Origin of the sequence: Sinorhizobium terangae (assembly GCF_009601505.1) — a bacterium.
Taxonomy (GTDB): domain Bacteria; phylum Pseudomonadota; class Alphaproteobacteria; order Rhizobiales; family Rhizobiaceae; genus Sinorhizobium; species Sinorhizobium terangae.
Map to the genome: position 1 here is coordinate 54,086 of NZ_WITC01000070.1, position 14,853 is coordinate 68,938.

Genomic DNA, 14,853 nt, shown 5'->3' on the forward strand with positions numbered 1-14,853 from the left:
GTGGCGACGCCTCACATGAGGCACAACATCTGGACATGCCGCGCCGGCCCGGTTCAACCCGCAAAGGCGCGGTAACATTTTTAAGTACCGCACGACCCAGGTCGTACGGTCGCCATTTCCGAAAGCAAGGAGCAGCAGATGGCCACTGTGAAAGTCGATACCTCCAATTTTCAGCAGGAAGTCCTGAACTCGGCCGAGCCGGTCGTCGTCGATTTCTGGGCGGAATGGTGCGGTCCGTGCAAGATGATCGCGCCGAGCCTTGAGGAAATCGCCACCGAGCTCGCCGGCAAGGTCAAGGTTGCCAAGCTCAACATCGACGAAAATCCCGAGCTTGCCGCTCAATACGGCGTGCGCTCGATCCCGACACTCGCAATGTTCAAGGCCGGCGAAGTGGCGGACATCAAGGTTGGCGCCGCTCCGAAGACCGCGCTGACTTCCTGGATTTCGACTGCCGCAGCCTGAAACGGCCAAGTCCCAGAACTCGAAAAGCCCGGCTCGCCGGGCTTTTTTCTTGCCGCCGGGAACGTGTTGTCCGCCAAATGCCGCCTACCGCGGCGGCGTGCCGTTTTCGGCGAGCACGTCGCCGACGAGATAAAGCGATCCGCCGATCAGGATGCGCGGCGGAACGGGATCCTCATCGACAAGCTCGGCAATGATCCCGAGCGCTTCCGCAACGGATGAAGTCGCGGTGGTCTCGAAGCCGACGGCGGCGGCATCCTCGGCCAGGGCTACCGGATCGAGGCCGGCATCGGACCCGTGGATCGGCACCGTGAAGACCTGTTCCGCAAGATCGAGGAAGGCCTTGAAATAGCCGACCGGGTCCTTAGTGTTGATCATGCCGATGATGAGGAACAGGGGCCGCGGCTCGCGCTCCTCGAAACTCGCCATCGCCTCGGCGATCACCTGGCCCGCACCCGGGTTGTGTCCGCCGTCGATCCAGATCTCGGCACCTGGAGGACCGTGATGCGAAAGCTTGCCGCCGGCAAGGCGCTGCAGACGCCCGGGCCATTCGACGCCAGACAACCCCTTTTCGATGGCGGCCTCCGGAACCTCGAAACCGGCCGCCCTGACGGCGCGGATCGCCGCGGCGGCGTTGGCGTATTGGTGTCGACCGGGCAGCCGCGGCAGCGGCAGGTCCGCCAGTCCGCGTTCATCCTGAAAGACGAGCCGGCCAAACTCCTCATGCGCCATGAAGTCCTGTCCATAGACGGACATCGGGCAACCAAGGCGCTCGGCTGTCGACACGAGCACATCGCGCACGCCCTCCTCCTCCTGATGGCCAATCACCACCGGGCAGCCGCGCTTCATGATCCCGGCCTTTTCGGCGGCGATCAGTTCCACGCGATCGCCGAGATAGGACTGGTGATCGAGCGAAATCGGCATGATGACGGACACCGCCGGGCGCGCGATCACGTTCGTCGCATCGAACCGGCCGCCGAGACCGACCTCGATGATCGCAACGTCGGCAGGATGCTCGGCAAAGAGAAGGAAGGTCACGGCCGTCAGGATTTCGAAGACCGTGATCTCCTGGCCGGCATTGGCTTCCGCGACGCGCCGCACCGCTTCGGCAAGCACGCGATCGCCAGCCAGCGCGCCCTTGCCGCCCTTGACGCCGAGGCGATAGCGCTCGTGCCAGTTCACGAGATGCGGTGACGTGTGGACGTGGACGCTGAGACCCGCAGCCTCGAGGATAGCCCGCGAGAAGGCGGTGACAGAACCCTTTCCGTTGGTGCCGGCGACATGAATGACGGGCGGCAGCCGCTCCTCAGGGTTTCCGAGGGCCGCCAAAAGCCGGGTGATCCTGTCGAGCGACAGGTCGTACCCCTTGGGATGCAGGGCAAGAAGCTTCTCGATCTCCTGCGCCGCCTCGCTGACCTGTGTCGCCGTCATGTCCATCGCCTCGAAAAATCCGGGTGCCACACCAAGTCCACCGAAACCGAGCAGGCGCGACGTCTAGGCCCGCGCCGCGACCGGCAAGGCCGTCGCTTGCGATCCGCCCTCGCGCTTGGCAGCTTCGACCGGTTTCTTCATTAGAATCTTCAGCACACGTGCAAGGGTCGCCGGCAGGTCATGCCGCTTGACCACCATGTCGATCATGCCGTGCTCCAGCAGGTATTCGGACGTCTGGAAGCCTTCCGGCAGCTTCTCGCGCAGGGTCTGCTCGATCACCCGCTTTCCGGCGAAGCCGATTTCTGCGCCCGGCTCAGCCATGTGGATGTCACCGAGCATGGCGTAGGACGCTGTCACGCCACCCGTCGTCGGGTTGGTCAGGACTACGATGTAGGGAAGCCCTGCTTCCTTGAGCATGTTCACCGCCACGGTCGTGCGCGGAAGCTGCATCAGCGACAGGATACCTTCCTGCATGCGGGCGCCACCGGAGGCGGGAAAGATGACGAGTGGGCATTTTTCCGCAATGGCCCGCTCGAACGCCTTCACGATCGCCTCGCCGGCCGCCATGCCGAGCGATCCGCCAATGAAGTTGAACTCGTGGACGACGGCGACGAGCTTGACGCCCTGAACAAGGCCAAGACCTGCGACGATGGTATCCTCAAGCTCGGTCTTCGCGCGGCTGTCGCGCAAGCGATCGGTGTATTTCTTCGAATCGCGGAACTTGAGCGGGTCCTGCGCCACCTTCGGCTGCGGCAACGCTTCATAGATCCCGCCGTCGAAGAGATCCTTCAGTCGAGCCTTCGCCGGCATCTTCATGTGATGGCCGGACTGTGGAATGACCCACTTGTTCTCTTCGAGATCGCGATGAAATACCATCTCGCCCGTTTCAGGGCACTTGATCCAGAGATTTTCCGGAACTTCCCTGCGGCCCAGCATCGAATTGATCTTCGGCCGAACGTAGTTTGTGATCCAGTTCACTTATAAACTCCTGAAGATTTCCTTCGGGTTGTGCGCGTTAATCTGGGCGATTATTCGGCTGCAGCGAGCCTTGCCGCCCGCACACCAGCCGAGAGGCCCTTGACCAGCGCTTCGACACCCGGCACCGTCGCCTCGGTGGCACGTCCCTCCTCCGTAAGGCTGGAGGCGATCTGATTGACGATCGCGGTGCCGACGACGACACCATCGGCCGATGCGCCGATCGCCCGCGCGTGCTCAGCCGTCTTGACGCCGAAGCCGACACAGACGGGCAGCTCAGTGTGCGACTTGATCCGCTGAACGGCGCCCACAATCAGCGACGGATCCGGCAGAGCCGAACCGGTGATGCCGGTCATCGAGACGTAATATACGAAACCCGACGTGTTTTCGAGCACCTTCGGCAGGCGGCGGTCATCGGTCGTCGGCGTCGCCAGGCGAATGAAGTTGATATCCCTCTTCAGCGCGGGGATGCAGAGCTCGTCGTCCATCTCCGGCGGCAGGTCGACCACGATCAGGCCATCGATCCCCGCAGCCAGTGCGTCCGTCAGGAAACGATCGACGCCATAGATGTAGATAGGATTGTAATAGCCCATCAGCACGATGGGCGTGTGCTGGTCCTCTGCGCGGAAGAGGCGCGCAAGCTCAAGCGTCTTGGCAAGCGTCTGGCCGCCCTTCAGCGAGCGTTGCCCCGCGAGTTGGATCGCCGGCCCGTCGGCCATCGGATCGGAAAATGGCATGCCAAGCTCGATCACGTCGGCCCCTGCCTTGGGCAGCGCCTTCATGATCGCCAGCGACGTATCGAAATCCGGGTCGCCGCCCATGAAATAGGTGACGAGGACCGGACGACCCTCCGCCGCCACGTCGGCAAACCTTTTCTCCATGCGTGCGGTCATGATCGTTATTGCCCCATACCCAGAATTTTGCCGACCGTGAAAATGTCCTTGTCGCCGCGACCGGAAAGATTCATCAAGATGATCTCGTCCTTGCCCATCTTCGGCGCCCGCTTGATGACCTCAGCCAGCGCATGCGACGGTTCGAGCGCCGGAATGATGCCCTCAAGCTTTGTCAGGATCTGGAAGGCTTCAAGCGCCTCATGGTCCATGATCGGGACATATTCGACGCGGCCGATGTCGTTCAGCCACGCGTGCTCCGGACCGATGCCCGGATAATCGAGACCGGCCGAGATCGAATGGCCTTCCTTGATCTGGCCGTCGCCGTCCTGAAGCAGATAGGTGCGGTTGCCGTGCAAGACGCCCGGCGAGCCGGCTGTGATCGAGGCGCAATGCTCGTCACCTTCAAGGCCCTTGCCACCCGCCTCGACGCCGACAATCTTGACGCCTTCGTCGTCGAGGAACGGATGGAAGATGCCGATTGCGTTGGAGCCGCCACCGACCGCCGCGATAACGAGATCGGGAAGCCGGCCCTCCGCCGCGAGAATCTGTTCCTTGGCCTCCTGGCCGATGACCGACTGGAAGTCGCGCACCATTTCCGGATAGGGATGCGGGCCGGCGGCGGTGCCAATCAGATAATAGGTGCTGTCGACGTTCGTCACCCAGTCGCGCAGCGCCTCGTTCATCGCATCCTTGAGCGTGCCGTGACCGGCCGTAACCGGCTTCACCTCGGCCCCGAGGAGCTTCATGCGGAAGACGTTCGGCGCCTGACGCTCGACGTCGGTCGCGCCCATATAGACGACGCACGGCAGGCCGAAGCGGGCAGCGACGGTTGCGGAGGCAACGCCGTGCTGGCCCGCGCCGGTCTCGGCGATGATGCGCGTCTTGCCCATGCGCTTGGCGAGCAGGATCTGGCCGATGCAGTTGTTGATCTTGTGGGAGCCCGTGTGGTTCAGCTCCTCGCGCTTGAAATAGATTTTTGCGCCGCCGAGTTCGGCCGTCAGGCGCTCGGCGAAATAAAGCGGGCTCGGGCGACCGATGTAGTGCGCCCCAAGCTTTTCTAGTTCGGCCTTGAAGCTCGGATCCGACTTTGCCTTGTTCCATTCATCCTGAAGGTCGAGGATCAGCGGCATCAGCGTTTCGGCGACGAAACGGCCACCAAAGATACCGAAGCGGCCTTCCTCGTCGGGTCCGGCTCTGAAGGAGTTCAGTTTAGGCGCCTCGTTCACGTCTTGCTCCCTGCTCGTGCCCGCTCGTCGTCCGCCCGGCGAACGGCATCGAAAAATGCTTCCATGAGCTTCAAATCCTTGATGCCCGGCGCGCTCTCGACGCCGGAGGATGTGTCGATGGCCCGCGCGCCGGTCAGCGCAAGGGCCTCGCCGATGTTGCTTGCATTCAATCCACCGGAAAGCATGTAATCGACGCTGCCGTCAAGCGCATCGAGCAGCCGCCAGTCGAACGAAACGCCGTTGCCGCCCGGCAGGTCGGAGCCCGCCGGCGGCTTGGCGTCGAACAGGAAACGATCTGCAATGCCGACATAGGGTTCCATCCGGTCGAGATCGGATGCCTCGCGGATCGACAGGGCCTTCATGACGGGAAGGCCGTAGACCGCCTTGACCGTCAGCACGCGGTCCGGGCTTTCCGAGCCGTGAAGCTGCAGCATATCCGGCTTGAGAGCCGAAACGATCTCGTCGAGGTCGTCATTGTCGGCATCGACCGTAACTGCCACGATCTTCGCCCGCCCGCGAATACGGTCGGCAAGACGGCCGGCGTCGTCCGGTTCGATATTGCGCGGGCTTTTCGGAAAGAAGATGAACCCGGTGTGCGAGGCGCCCAGCGCGGCAGCGCGCTCCACTGCCTCGGCGGTCTTCAACCCGCATATTTTCACGTCAGTTTTCATGGGAAGCGACCTTGCACGAAATGTCGCCCGAGTCGAGCCAAAACGTTGCGTCGCCTTAACCGCGGCCGGCGCAACGTTGCGGGACGGCCAGCTTCTCACCATATGCATTATACCACAACGGAGAAGGAACCATGCGTCTGCTGATTGCTCTTATCTTGCCCTGGCTGCAGTTCTTCACGATCGGCCGGCCCTTTGCCGGCATCATCCGCCGCATTCTGCAGCTTACACTGATCGGCTGGATTCCGGCGGCGATCTGGTCGGTCTACGCGCTCAGCCAGTACAAGACGGACCAAAAGATCAAGGCAGCGCTCGACGCCCGATATCGCGCCTGACCCTTCGAAACAGCAGACGGAAACGGTGACGCCGCTCTCCTGGAATTACTTCAGCCAAAATCTATGGCGTGCAGCATCGTGCCGTTGCGCTTCAGCCAGTGCTTGGCGTCGCGCGTGTCGGGGCACAGTTTTTCGCAGAGCGCCCAGAAATCCGGGCCGTGGTTCATCTCCTGAAGATGGGCGACCTCGTGCGCCGCGAGATAGGCGATGACTTTTGGCGGCGCCATGGCAATCCGCCAGGAAAAGCTCAAGTCGCCATCGACGGAACAGGAGCCCCAGCGGCTGCGCGTGTCCTTGAGGCTCAAGGAACGCGCCCGGCGCCCTATCCTGCCGGTATAGACCGCCACGAGCCGTTCGAGATCGCTGCGCGCTTCCTTCTTCAAAAAGTCGGCAACCCGTCGGCGCAAATGTTCTTCGCCGCCGCTCACCCGCAAGATGCTCTCCTCGCCGAGCACTACGGCCTCGGTCAGGCCGCGGATCCGACCCGTTCGCTCGATGCGGTGGGCAACGCCGCGGATCAGGATCGAGCCGCCCTCCTCGAGTTCGCTTTCACCGGAAAACCGCGCCAGTTTGGTCATCAGCCAACCCTGATGACGGTTCAGAAAGGACTGGACTTCGCGCTCCGGCAGGCCTTCTGGCACGGTCAGCTTCAGCGCCCGGCCGCCCGGCTCGATACGAAGCGTCATGCGTGTTGCACGGGCGTTCTGTCGAATGGTCAGCGGCAGGAGCTTGCCGGCAACCTCGATATCGCGCGTAATATCGGCAGGGGTTCCATTGTGGCGGCGCCGCTTGAGAGAGGGAAACATGGCGCCTTTCTATCCGATTCGCGGATCATTCGCGACATAGGCATGCATATCCGGCGTTTCACATGAAACGCCGGATAGGTACTTTCGGTTCAGTTCGTCTCAGGACCGGCGGACGGCGAAGGGCCGCCGTTCTTGCGCTCGCGCATGAAGCGGTCGAACTCTTCCTGATCCTTGGCGCGGCGAAGTTCACGCACATAGGCGTCGAATTCCTCGCGCATTTCGTCCAGTTTGCGGCGCTCTTCGTCGAGGCGGGCAAGCTCCGCCTCGCGCCAGTCGTCAAACGCGACGTTGCCGGTGCGATGATGCGCCCAGTGCTGGCGATGGTTGCGCCGGAAGCCGGCGCACATGCGATCCACACTGCCGTTGGCGTCCCTCTTGAACGCCCTCAGCTTTTCGCCGAAGAGGATATAAGCGAGCATTGCCAGGCCAAGCGGCCAGAACACAACGAAGCCGAGCACCATCAATGCAATGGTCGCGGGCGTCCAGTCCGGACGGATCAATGCAGATTGGTTCATCTTCACGATTCCTCGCAATCAGCGGGCCGCGACAATCGCGACCCGATGAAAACGATGTGGGAAAGGCCCGCCGCCTCTGCAAGACTTTCCATGTCGGAATCGAACAAAGTCTTGACTCTGCTCAGTCAAAACGACCGCTTCAATCGAGCCTTTCCTGTCAGGCTGACTTTCCGCCCTTGATGAGCTGCTTGACCGGCGAGGCGCGACGCGCATGCTCGCGCTGGAAAGCGACGATGCGCGGCGCGATCTCGCGGCGGAAACGCGATCCGTTGAAGACGCCGTAATGGCCGACATCCGGTTGCATGTAATGCTGACGCATGTGTTCCGGGATGTTGGTGCAGATCGTCTGCGCGGCCTTCGTCTGGCCGACGCCGGAAATGTCGTCGTTTTCGCCCTCGACGGTCAGGAGCGCCACCTTGCGGATCGCCGAAGGGTCGACGCGCCGCCCGCGGTGCATCATCTCGCCCTTCGGCAAGGCATGCTGCATGAACACGACCTGCACCGTCTGCAGGTAGAATTCTGCCGTCAGATCCATGACCGCCAGGTATTCGTCATAGAAATCGCGGTGTTTGTCGGCCGCATCACCGTCGTTCTTGACGAGATGGGCGAAGAATTCCTTGTGGGCGATCAGGTGCCGATCGAGATTCATCGACATGAAGCCGGAGAGCTGCAGGAAACCCGGATAGACCATGCGCATGAAACCCGGCTGCGGCCACGGCACGGGCATGATGACATTGTCACGGAACCATTCGATCGGCCGCTCTTTCGCCAGTTGATTGACGGCCGTGGGATTGATGCGCGTGTCGATCGGCCCGCCCATCAGCGTCATCGACGCCGGTGCGAGCGGATCTTCCGCCGCTTCCATCAGCGAGACCGCAGCCAGGACCGGCACCGCCGGCTGACAGACGCCGATCACATGGGTATCGGGGCCGAGGAAGTGCACCATCTGGACGACGTAGTCGATGTAGTCGTCGAGATCGAACGTACCTTCGGCGAGAGGCACCATCCGCGCGTCGATCCAATCGGTGATGTAGACATCGGCATGCGGCAGCAGCGCCTCGACGGTGCCGCGCAGCAGCGTCGCGTAGTGCCCGGACATCGGCGCCACCATCAGCACCTTGTGATCCGGCGCTCTTCCTTTCGGAAGGGAGCGCTCGAAGTGGATGAGATTGCAGAAAGGCTCACGCCAGACGATCTTCTCCCGCACGGCCACCGTCTCACCGTCGACGATGGTTTCGGCAAGGCCGAATTCCGGCTTGCCGTAACGGCGTGTGGCGCGCTCGAAAACCTCCAATCCCGCAGCGGTGGCACGACCGAAATAGGTGTGCGAGACCGGATTCATCGGATTGTTGAAGGCAAGCCGCAGGGCATCCGCGGCGGTGCGCCACGGCGCCATCATGGCATGGTTCAATTCGTAAAGCTGGTAGAACATGGGACGCGTACCCCTTGTTTCAAATCAACGACAACGCCGCTCCCAGTCGGACGCAAGCTTGCGATTGTTTGTCTTGGTGTCCGCAATCGCTGGCAGACTACCATGTTTCTTGTGCGGTGCAACAATGATGTCCTTTCCGCCCCGGTACAAGGTCTCTCCGTAAAATGTTACTGGATTTCCGAACGCTGCGCCCGTTCGCTTGCGCAATGCCATCCTTGTCTGCTTCCTGATTTCAGGACAAAAGCATGAAGCAATTCAAAGTACTACAGCGACTTTCGGCGCATCCGGCCGGACGCACGGCAGTGAAGTAAGCCGGGCAAGGCAAATCCTTAGCCGGAAATTCCGTAAAAGCGGGCGGCCGTCCGCGAGAAAACATTCTCCCGTTCCAGGGATGTGAGATGCGCCGTCAGTTCCTGTGCTGCAGCAAACCATGCGCCATAGTCGGCGTCGAGCAAGACGACCGGCCAGTCGCTGCCGAACATCACACGATCTGCTCCAAAGACATCGAGGAGATGCGCGGCGTAAGGCTTGAGCCTCTCGACCGACCAGCCGCCGCCCGCCTCGGTCACAAGCCCGGAGAGCTTGACGTGGACGTTCGGGCGGCGGGCGAGTGCGGCCATGTCGGACCGCCACGGCTCCAGCTTTCCGGCCGCGATGAAAGGCTTGGCACCATGGTCGACGACGATCGCCAGCTCCGGCACCTGATCGGCAAGGGCGGCAATGACCGGCAGATGCCGCGGCTGGATCAGGGCGTCGAACCGCATATCGAGTCCAGGCAGGGCCTGCAGCGTGGCGATCGCCGGCGGCTGCAGGATCCAGGCGGTTTCCGCAATGGCCTGCAGCATCGGGCGGATGCCCTTGAGTTTGGGGTTGGTCTTCAGGCGCCTGATTTCTGAAACGGCATCGGTCGCCAATATATTGACCCAGCCGACCACCGCCGCCACACTCTTCTCCCGCTCGGCGACCGAAAGCAGGAACTCGGTTTCCCTCACGTTCGGAGCGGCCTGGACGAGAACGGTCCGCGAAATTCCTGAGGCTGCCAGATTAGGCTTGAGGTCCTCCGGCCCGAAATCGCGGTAGATCGGCGCGAGATCCGGCTCCGGCCAGTCGTTATGGCCAAGGCCGAGCGTCCAATAGTGCTGGTGAGCATCGATGAGGGTCATGCGGCACCCACTGTGATTACGGCCTTGACGAGGCCGCCTTTTTCGTGCGCCCAGCGTGGCAGGTCGTTCACCGCCTCAGCGAGTGTCGTGCGATGGGTGATCAGCGCGTCGACCGGAACCAGACCGTCACGGATCGACGCGATGACATGATCGAAATCAGCCCGTGTCGCATTGCGGCTGGCGACCAGCGTCATCTCGCGCTTGTGGAATTCCGGATCGGAGAAACGGATATCGTCCTTGACCACGCTGACGAAGACCAGCGTTCCGCCATGGGCGACGTAGGCGAACGACCGCTCCATCGACGTTGTGTTGCCCGTCGCGTCGAAGACGACATCAAAGCCATCGCCATTCGTCGCCTCAGCGATTGCACGTTCCGTGTCGCGATCGGCCACGACGCCGTGCGGGAAGCCGAGCCTGTCGCGGGCAAAGGCCAGTCGTTCCGCGCTCGTGTCGAGGAGGGTCACGTCGTGCCCGGCAATGCGGGAAAAAAGCGCCGTCCCGAGGCCGATCGGGCCGGCACCGATGACCAGCGAACGGGCACCGGGCGCCGCCGTCGACCGGCGGACGGCATGGGCGCCGATCGCCAGGAACTCGACCGTAGCGGCGGCTTCGGGCGAGAGATCCTGAGCCGGATAGAGATTTCCTTCCGGCATGGTGATCTCCTCGCAGAAAGCACCGTCGGTGTGCACGCCGAGGACACGGATCGCCGTGCAGCAATTCGGCTTTCCGCTTCGGCAGGCGACACAGCTTCCGCAGGAGAGATAGGGATTGACCACCACCAGCGTCCCGGGCGCGAGCGACGTTTCAGGTCCCGCTTCGATCACCTTTGCCGAGATTTCGTGCCCCATCACGCGGGGATATTCCAGGAAGGGATGCTTGCCTTCGAAGATATGATAGTCGGTGCCGCAGATCCCGACATGGCTGACGGCAAGGCGCACCCAGCCGGCGGCCGGCGCCGCGGGCCGGCTGCGGTCGACGATCTCGAGGCGGCCCGGCTCCGGGCAGAGGACGGCCTTCATACCGTCAACCCCGGTCATCGCTCGCCCCGCCGCCGGAGCTGGTCGAAGTAGACGATGACGATGATGAGCAGCCCGGTGATGATGCGTTGCCAGAAGGAATTGACGTTCAAAAGATTGGCGCCGTTGTTGATGGTCGCCAGAATGAAGGCGCCGAGCAGCGGACCGTGGACCGAACCGACGGCACCGAACAGGCTCGTGCCGCCGATCACCGACGAGGCGATCGCTTGCAGTTCCCAGCCTTCTGCCTGCGTGGCGTTGCCGATGCCGATGCGCGAGGCAAGCAGCAGGCCGACAAAGGCGGCGCAGGTCGATGACAGGATGTAGGCGAGATAGGTCGTCCGGTTGACGTTGACGCCGGAAAGGCGCGCCGCCTCGGCGTTCGAGCCGACGGCAAACAGATAGCGGCCGAAACGGCTCAAGTGCAGGAAGATATAGGCCGGCACGGCGACGACGATCACCATCCAGAACAGGCTCGGCACACCGAGGAAATCGGCCCGCGAGAAATTGGTGAAAGCCTCGTTGCTGATCGATATCGTCGAACCGTTGGTGATGAGCAGACCGATGCCGCGCAGTGAGGTCAGCGTCGCCAGCGTGATGATGAAGGCCGGCAGGCCCATGCGGACGATACCGAAGGCGTGAAAGGCGCCGATCAGGACGCCGATCGCCAAGGTCGCGATGAGGGCGAGCCATAGCGGAACGCCGGCGGCGAGCAGCCATGCCACGATGACGCTGGTGAAGCCGACCACCGCGCCAACCGAGAGATCGATGCCCGCGGTGATGATCACGAAGGTCTGGCCGACGGCGAGGATCGCCGTCATCGCGCCCTGGCGCAAGAGGTTGCTGATGTTGTTCGGCGTCCAGAAGCTGTTGGTCGCGAAGCCGAGGAGCAGCCAGAGGAAGAGCAGGAGCCCGAGCAGCGTCAGGCCGAACAGGATGCTGATCCCTTTCCTCGGCGTCGGCCCCGTGCTGCTTTCAACCGTTTCCACACTCATGTCGTTCCTCCCTGCAGTCCCTTATGCCTTGTTTCTTGCGGTCACGCGCCGATCGCCTGCGCCAGCACCTCTTCATGGCTGGCCGTGCGGTAGCCGTGGCTTCCCACAAGCCGCCCCTGCCGGAAGACGTGCAGCCGGTCCGACAGTTCGTAGACCTCCGGCAAGTAGGACGAAATCAGGATGATGCCCGCCCCCTTCTCCAGGAGCCGCGCGAAAAGCCGGTAGATTTCGGCCTTGGTGCCGACATCGACGCCGACGGTCGGTTCATCGAAGATGAACAGTTTCGCCCCGTGGCTCAGCCACTTTCCGATGACGATCTTCTGCTGGTTGCCGCCGGACATGGCGGACGCAAGCACCCGGCGCGACGGCGTCTTGATCTTCAGATCGCGGATCTGGCGGTCGGCGTTCGCCGCCTCCTCGGCACGGTTGATCGTCAGTCCGCGCGTCAGCTTGCGGAAAACCGGCAAGTTGATGTTAAGGCCGATCGGCAGGTTGAGGCAGAGCCCCTGATCGCGGCGGCTCTCCGGCGCAAGCGCGATCCCGAGCTCCATCGCCTTTCGCTCGCTGTCGATCTCGACCTTGCTCCCCTGCCAGAAGACCTCCCCGGCGCTCAGCCGATGGCGGCCGTAAAGGCCGAGTGCAAATTCGCTGCGGCCGGCGCCGATCAGGCCATAGAGGCCGACGATCTCGCCGGCCCGGACCGTCAGCGACACGTCGGCAAAGCCCGGACCGCTCAGCCCGCGCGTTTCAACGAGCGTCTCGCCGGCGGTAAAGTGCTCCTTGTGATAGATCTGTTCGATCGTGCGATTGATCATCAGCGCGATCAGCTCGGCCTCGTTCGTCTCGTCGATCGCGCGGGTGCCGACGTGGGTGCCGTCGCGCAGGACGGAGACCCGGTCGGCAAGCTCGAACACCTCCTCCAGGCGGTGGCTGATATAGACGATCGTGACGCCTTCGCCCTGCAGCCGGCGAATGAGGCGGAACAGTTGCTCGGATTCCTGGCGCGTGAGATAGGCCGTGGGCTCGTCGAAGATCAGGAACTGGGTGCCGCGCATCGCCGCCCGCGCCGTGGCGACCAGCTGCTGCTGGCCGATCGTCAGGCTTCCGAGCACCGCGCTTGCGGGCAGGTTGAAACCGAGATCGTCGAGCACGCCTTGCGCCGCATCGGTCATTGCGCGCTTGCGCATCAGGCCGCGCTTGTTCATCTCATCACCGAGGAACATGTTGGCCGCGACGGAAAGATGCGGGCAGAGCACGACTTCCTGATGGACGGCGTTGATGCCGCGCGAAATCGCCTCGTTGGGGGTCGCGAGCTGAACCGGCTCGCCGCACCAGAGGATATCGCCCGCGGTTCGGGTGATCACCCCCGTCAGCAATTTGATCAGCGTAGATTTGCCGGCGCCGTTTTCGCCGACGATTGCATGCACCTCGCCCGAGAGGAATGTCATGGTCGCGGGCTTCAGCGCTTCCACGGCGCCGTAGTTCTTCCGCAGACTGTGCAACTCGAGGATCGGCTCACCCTTGGGAACGGGGTGGCCGACGGGCGTTCTGAGCTCGTGTCTATGGCCGACCTCTTGAAGTCCAATCATGAGAATGCCCTCCTCAGGCAGCACCTTCGCGTCAAGGTCCGCGCTCCGCAGCAACGCCCATCCGCGCATAACCCCGAAAATCGCTTCCCGGGGTTATGCGCCAACCCGGACGGCGACGGCGCCCCTCGAACCCGCCGTCGCCTGCCCCGGGTCTAGTTTACCTTCGGGTTCAGGAGCGCATCGATTTTCGGCTCGGCCATGTTCGCCTTGGTGACGAGGTTCGCGCCGGTATCGACATTCGCTTCGACCTTCTCGCCCTTCGAGACCGCAAGCGCCGTCTTCACGCCATCATAACCCATGCGGTAGGGGTCCTGCACGACGAGCCCGGCCAAAACGCCTTCCTTGAGGAAGCCGACGGTCTTTTCGTCGCTGTCGAAGCCGATCACCTTGATCTTGTCGCCGAGCTTGTTTTCGGCAATCGCCTGGCCGACGCCCTGCGCCATGATCAGGTTGGAGGCGAAGACGCCGACGAGGTTCGGGTTGGCGGTGATGAGGTCAGTCATCATGTTGAGACCGGTGGTCGCCTGACCATCGGCATATTTGTCGGCAACGACCTTGAAGCCCGGATACTTGGTCTTGATCTGGTCAAGGAAGCCGTCACGGCGCTGGTCGAGCGAGCCGACGCCCGGCAGGCTGGTGATGATGGCGATTTCGCCTTCCTCCTTACCGGTCGCCTCCTTGATTGCGGCAGCAAGGCCATCAGCGGCAATGCGACCGCCCTGGACGTTGTCGGTCGTCAGGAACGAGGTGAAGGCCTTTGAGTCAGCGGCCGAGTCGATGCCGATGATCGGAACAGCTTTTGCGGCCTCGTCGATCGGCTTGCCGAGGGCTTTGAACTCCGTCGGCGAGATCACGACTGCAGCCGGCGAGCCGGCAACGGCATTTTCGAGAATGCTGATCTGGCCGTTGATGTCCGATTCAGACTGGGCGCCAAGCTCCGGCACATTCACGCCGAGGTCCTTACCGGCCGCGCGCGCACCCGCGAGAACGATCTGCCAATAGAAGGACGTGGTATCCTTGACGATGATCGGGATCGTGACGTCCTGCGCGAATGACGCGACGGGCGCCATCGTTGCAAGGAAAGCGGCACCGGCAAGTGCCGTAAAGGCACGGCGGGATAGAATGTGCTTTGTGATGCTCATTGGGTTTCTCCTCTCAAATACACCTGTTCCGTTATTGGATGCGATCCGCAAGGTGCCTACGGATCGATCTTTTATCTATAAAAAACAGATTGTACGCTAGCGCAGTGAATTTGAAATGGCAAGCCGTAACGCCGGGTTCCATTCATTGCGTTCCTCCCAGACGCAACAACATGTTTTCATAGGCATTCTTAGACGGGCCACCGGCGTG

15 protein-coding genes are annotated in these 14,853 nt (G+C 62.5%); 2 read left to right on the forward strand and 13 right to left on the reverse strand.

Annotated elements, in window-relative coordinates:
- Positions 1–138 precede the first annotated feature (138 nt).
- The gene (trxA, locus tag GHK62_RS18385; RefSeq protein ID WP_153440576.1) at positions 139–462 is read left to right on the forward strand and encodes a thioredoxin; all 324 of its coding nucleotides are present in this window, start codon (positions 139–141) and stop codon (positions 460–462) included.
- Positions 463–546: 84 nt separating this feature from the next.
- Here trxA and GHK62_RS18390 read toward each other — a convergent pair whose 3' ends face one another.
- The 5 genes from GHK62_RS18390 to GHK62_RS18410 all read right to left on the reverse strand — a co-directional run bounded on the left by GHK62_RS18390 (position 547) and on the right by GHK62_RS18410 (position 5,655).
- Positions 547–1,890 (reverse strand): bifunctional folylpolyglutamate synthase/dihydrofolate synthase, encoded by a 1,344-nt coding sequence (locus GHK62_RS18390; protein ID WP_153440577.1) that lies wholly within the window; start codon positions 1,888–1,890, stop codon positions 547–549.
- A gap of 63 nt (positions 1,891–1,953) precedes the next feature.
- Positions 1,954–2,868, reverse strand: a complete 915-nt coding sequence (gene accD, locus GHK62_RS18395) for an acetyl-CoA carboxylase, carboxyltransferase subunit beta (protein ID WP_184108621.1) — start codon at positions 2,866–2,868, stop codon at positions 1,954–1,956.
- Between the two features lie 50 nt (positions 2,869–2,918).
- Positions 2,919–3,758: a tryptophan synthase subunit alpha gene (gene trpA / locus GHK62_RS18400; protein WP_153440578.1), complete on the reverse strand. Its 840-nt coding sequence runs from the start codon at positions 3,756–3,758 to the stop codon at positions 2,919–2,921.
- 5 nt (positions 3,759–3,763) lie between these two features.
- Positions 3,764–4,984 (reverse strand): tryptophan synthase subunit beta, encoded by a 1,221-nt coding sequence (gene trpB / locus GHK62_RS18405; RefSeq protein ID WP_184108622.1) that lies wholly within the window; start codon positions 4,982–4,984, stop codon positions 3,764–3,766.
- Positions 4,981–5,655 (reverse strand): phosphoribosylanthranilate isomerase, encoded by a 675-nt coding sequence (locus tag GHK62_RS18410; RefSeq protein WP_153440579.1) that lies wholly within the window; start codon positions 5,653–5,655, stop codon positions 4,981–4,983. Before GHK62_RS18410 ends, trpB begins: the two co-directional genes overlap by 4 nt.
- A 131-nt stretch (positions 5,656–5,786) precedes the next feature.
- Between GHK62_RS18410 and GHK62_RS18415 the strand changes: the two genes are divergently transcribed.
- Positions 5,787–5,987: a YqaE/Pmp3 family membrane protein gene (locus GHK62_RS18415; protein ID WP_153440580.1), complete on the forward strand. Its 201-nt coding sequence runs from the start codon at positions 5,787–5,789 to the stop codon at positions 5,985–5,987.
- Between the two features lie 50 nt (positions 5,988–6,037).
- Here GHK62_RS18415 and GHK62_RS18420 read toward each other — a convergent pair whose 3' ends face one another.
- The 8 genes from GHK62_RS18420 to GHK62_RS18455 all read right to left on the reverse strand — a co-directional run bounded on the left by GHK62_RS18420 (position 6,038) and on the right by GHK62_RS18455 (position 14,645).
- Positions 6,038–6,793 (reverse strand): M48 family metallopeptidase, encoded by a 756-nt coding sequence (locus tag GHK62_RS18420; RefSeq protein ID WP_153440581.1) that lies wholly within the window; start codon positions 6,791–6,793, stop codon positions 6,038–6,040.
- 89 nt (positions 6,794–6,882) lie between these two features.
- The gene (locus GHK62_RS18425) at positions 6,883–7,308 is read right to left on the reverse strand and encodes a DUF2852 domain-containing protein (protein ID WP_153440582.1); all 426 of its coding nucleotides are present in this window, start codon (positions 7,306–7,308) and stop codon (positions 6,883–6,885) included.
- 157 nt (positions 7,309–7,465) lie between these two features.
- Entirely contained in the window at positions 7,466–8,740 is a 1,275-nt protein-coding gene (phaZ, locus tag GHK62_RS18430) for a polyhydroxyalkanoate depolymerase (protein ID WP_153440583.1), read from the reverse strand.
- A 329-nt stretch (positions 8,741–9,069) separates the two neighbouring features.
- On the reverse strand, positions 9,070–9,903 hold the full coding sequence (locus tag GHK62_RS18435) for an amidohydrolase family protein (protein ID WP_153440584.1): 834 nt from the start codon (positions 9,901–9,903) through the stop codon (positions 9,070–9,072).
- Positions 9,900–10,922: a zinc-binding alcohol dehydrogenase family protein gene (locus tag GHK62_RS18440; RefSeq protein WP_153440636.1), complete on the reverse strand. Its 1,023-nt coding sequence runs from the start codon at positions 10,920–10,922 to the stop codon at positions 9,900–9,902. The genes GHK62_RS18435 and GHK62_RS18440 overlap by 4 nt, the downstream gene beginning before the upstream one ends.
- Before the next feature lie 14 nt (positions 10,923–10,936).
- Positions 10,937–11,914 (reverse strand): ABC transporter permease, encoded by a 978-nt coding sequence (locus tag GHK62_RS18445; protein WP_153440585.1) that lies wholly within the window; start codon positions 11,912–11,914, stop codon positions 10,937–10,939.
- A gap of 41 nt (positions 11,915–11,955) precedes the next feature.
- Positions 11,956–13,503 (reverse strand): sugar ABC transporter ATP-binding protein, encoded by a 1,548-nt coding sequence (locus tag GHK62_RS18450; protein WP_153440586.1) that lies wholly within the window; start codon positions 13,501–13,503, stop codon positions 11,956–11,958.
- 152 nt (positions 13,504–13,655) lie between these two features.
- Positions 13,656–14,645: an ABC transporter substrate-binding protein gene (locus GHK62_RS18455; protein ID WP_153440587.1), complete on the reverse strand. Its 990-nt coding sequence runs from the start codon at positions 14,643–14,645 to the stop codon at positions 13,656–13,658.
- Between the last annotated feature and the right edge of the window lie 208 nt (positions 14,646–14,853).

Bases quoted from the DNA above. Each gene is read 5' to 3' on its own strand.
- trxA (WP_153440576.1), top strand. From the start codon at position 139: ATGGCCACTGTGAAAGTCGATACCTCCAATTTTCAGCAGGAAGTCCTG.
- GHK62_RS18390 (WP_153440577.1), bottom strand. From the start codon at position 1,890: ATGACGGCGACACAGGTCAGCGAGGCGGCGCAGGAGATCGAGAAGCTT.
- trpA (WP_153440578.1), bottom strand. From the start codon at position 3,758: ATGACCGCACGCATGGAGAAAAGGTTTGCCGACGTGGCGGCGGAGGGT.
- GHK62_RS18410 (WP_153440579.1), bottom strand. From the start codon at position 5,655: ATGAAAACTGACGTGAAAATATGCGGGTTGAAGACCGCCGAGGCAGTG.
- GHK62_RS18415 (WP_153440580.1), top strand. From the start codon at position 5,787: ATGCGTCTGCTGATTGCTCTTATCTTGCCCTGGCTGCAGTTCTTCACG.
- GHK62_RS18420 (WP_153440581.1), bottom strand. From the start codon at position 6,793: ATGTTTCCCTCTCTCAAGCGGCGCCGCCACAATGGAACCCCTGCCGAT.
- GHK62_RS18425 (WP_153440582.1), bottom strand. From the start codon at position 7,308: ATGAACCAATCTGCATTGATCCGTCCGGACTGGACGCCCGCGACCATT.
- phaZ (WP_153440583.1), bottom strand. From the start codon at position 8,740: ATGTTCTACCAGCTTTACGAATTGAACCATGCCATGATGGCGCCGTGG.
- GHK62_RS18435 (WP_153440584.1), bottom strand. From the start codon at position 9,903: ATGACCCTCATCGATGCTCACCAGCACTATTGGACGCTCGGCCTTGGC.
- GHK62_RS18440 (WP_153440636.1), bottom strand. From the start codon at position 10,922: ATGAAGGCCGTCCTCTGCCCGGAGCCGGGCCGCCTCGAGATCGTCGAC.
- GHK62_RS18445 (WP_153440585.1), bottom strand. From the start codon at position 11,914: ATGAGTGTGGAAACGGTTGAAAGCAGCACGGGGCCGACGCCGAGGAAA.
- GHK62_RS18450 (WP_153440586.1), bottom strand. From the start codon at position 13,503: ATGATTGGACTTCAAGAGGTCGGCCATAGACACGAGCTCAGAACGCCC.
- GHK62_RS18455 (WP_153440587.1), bottom strand. From the start codon at position 14,645: ATGAGCATCACAAAGCACATTCTATCCCGCCGTGCCTTTACGGCACTT.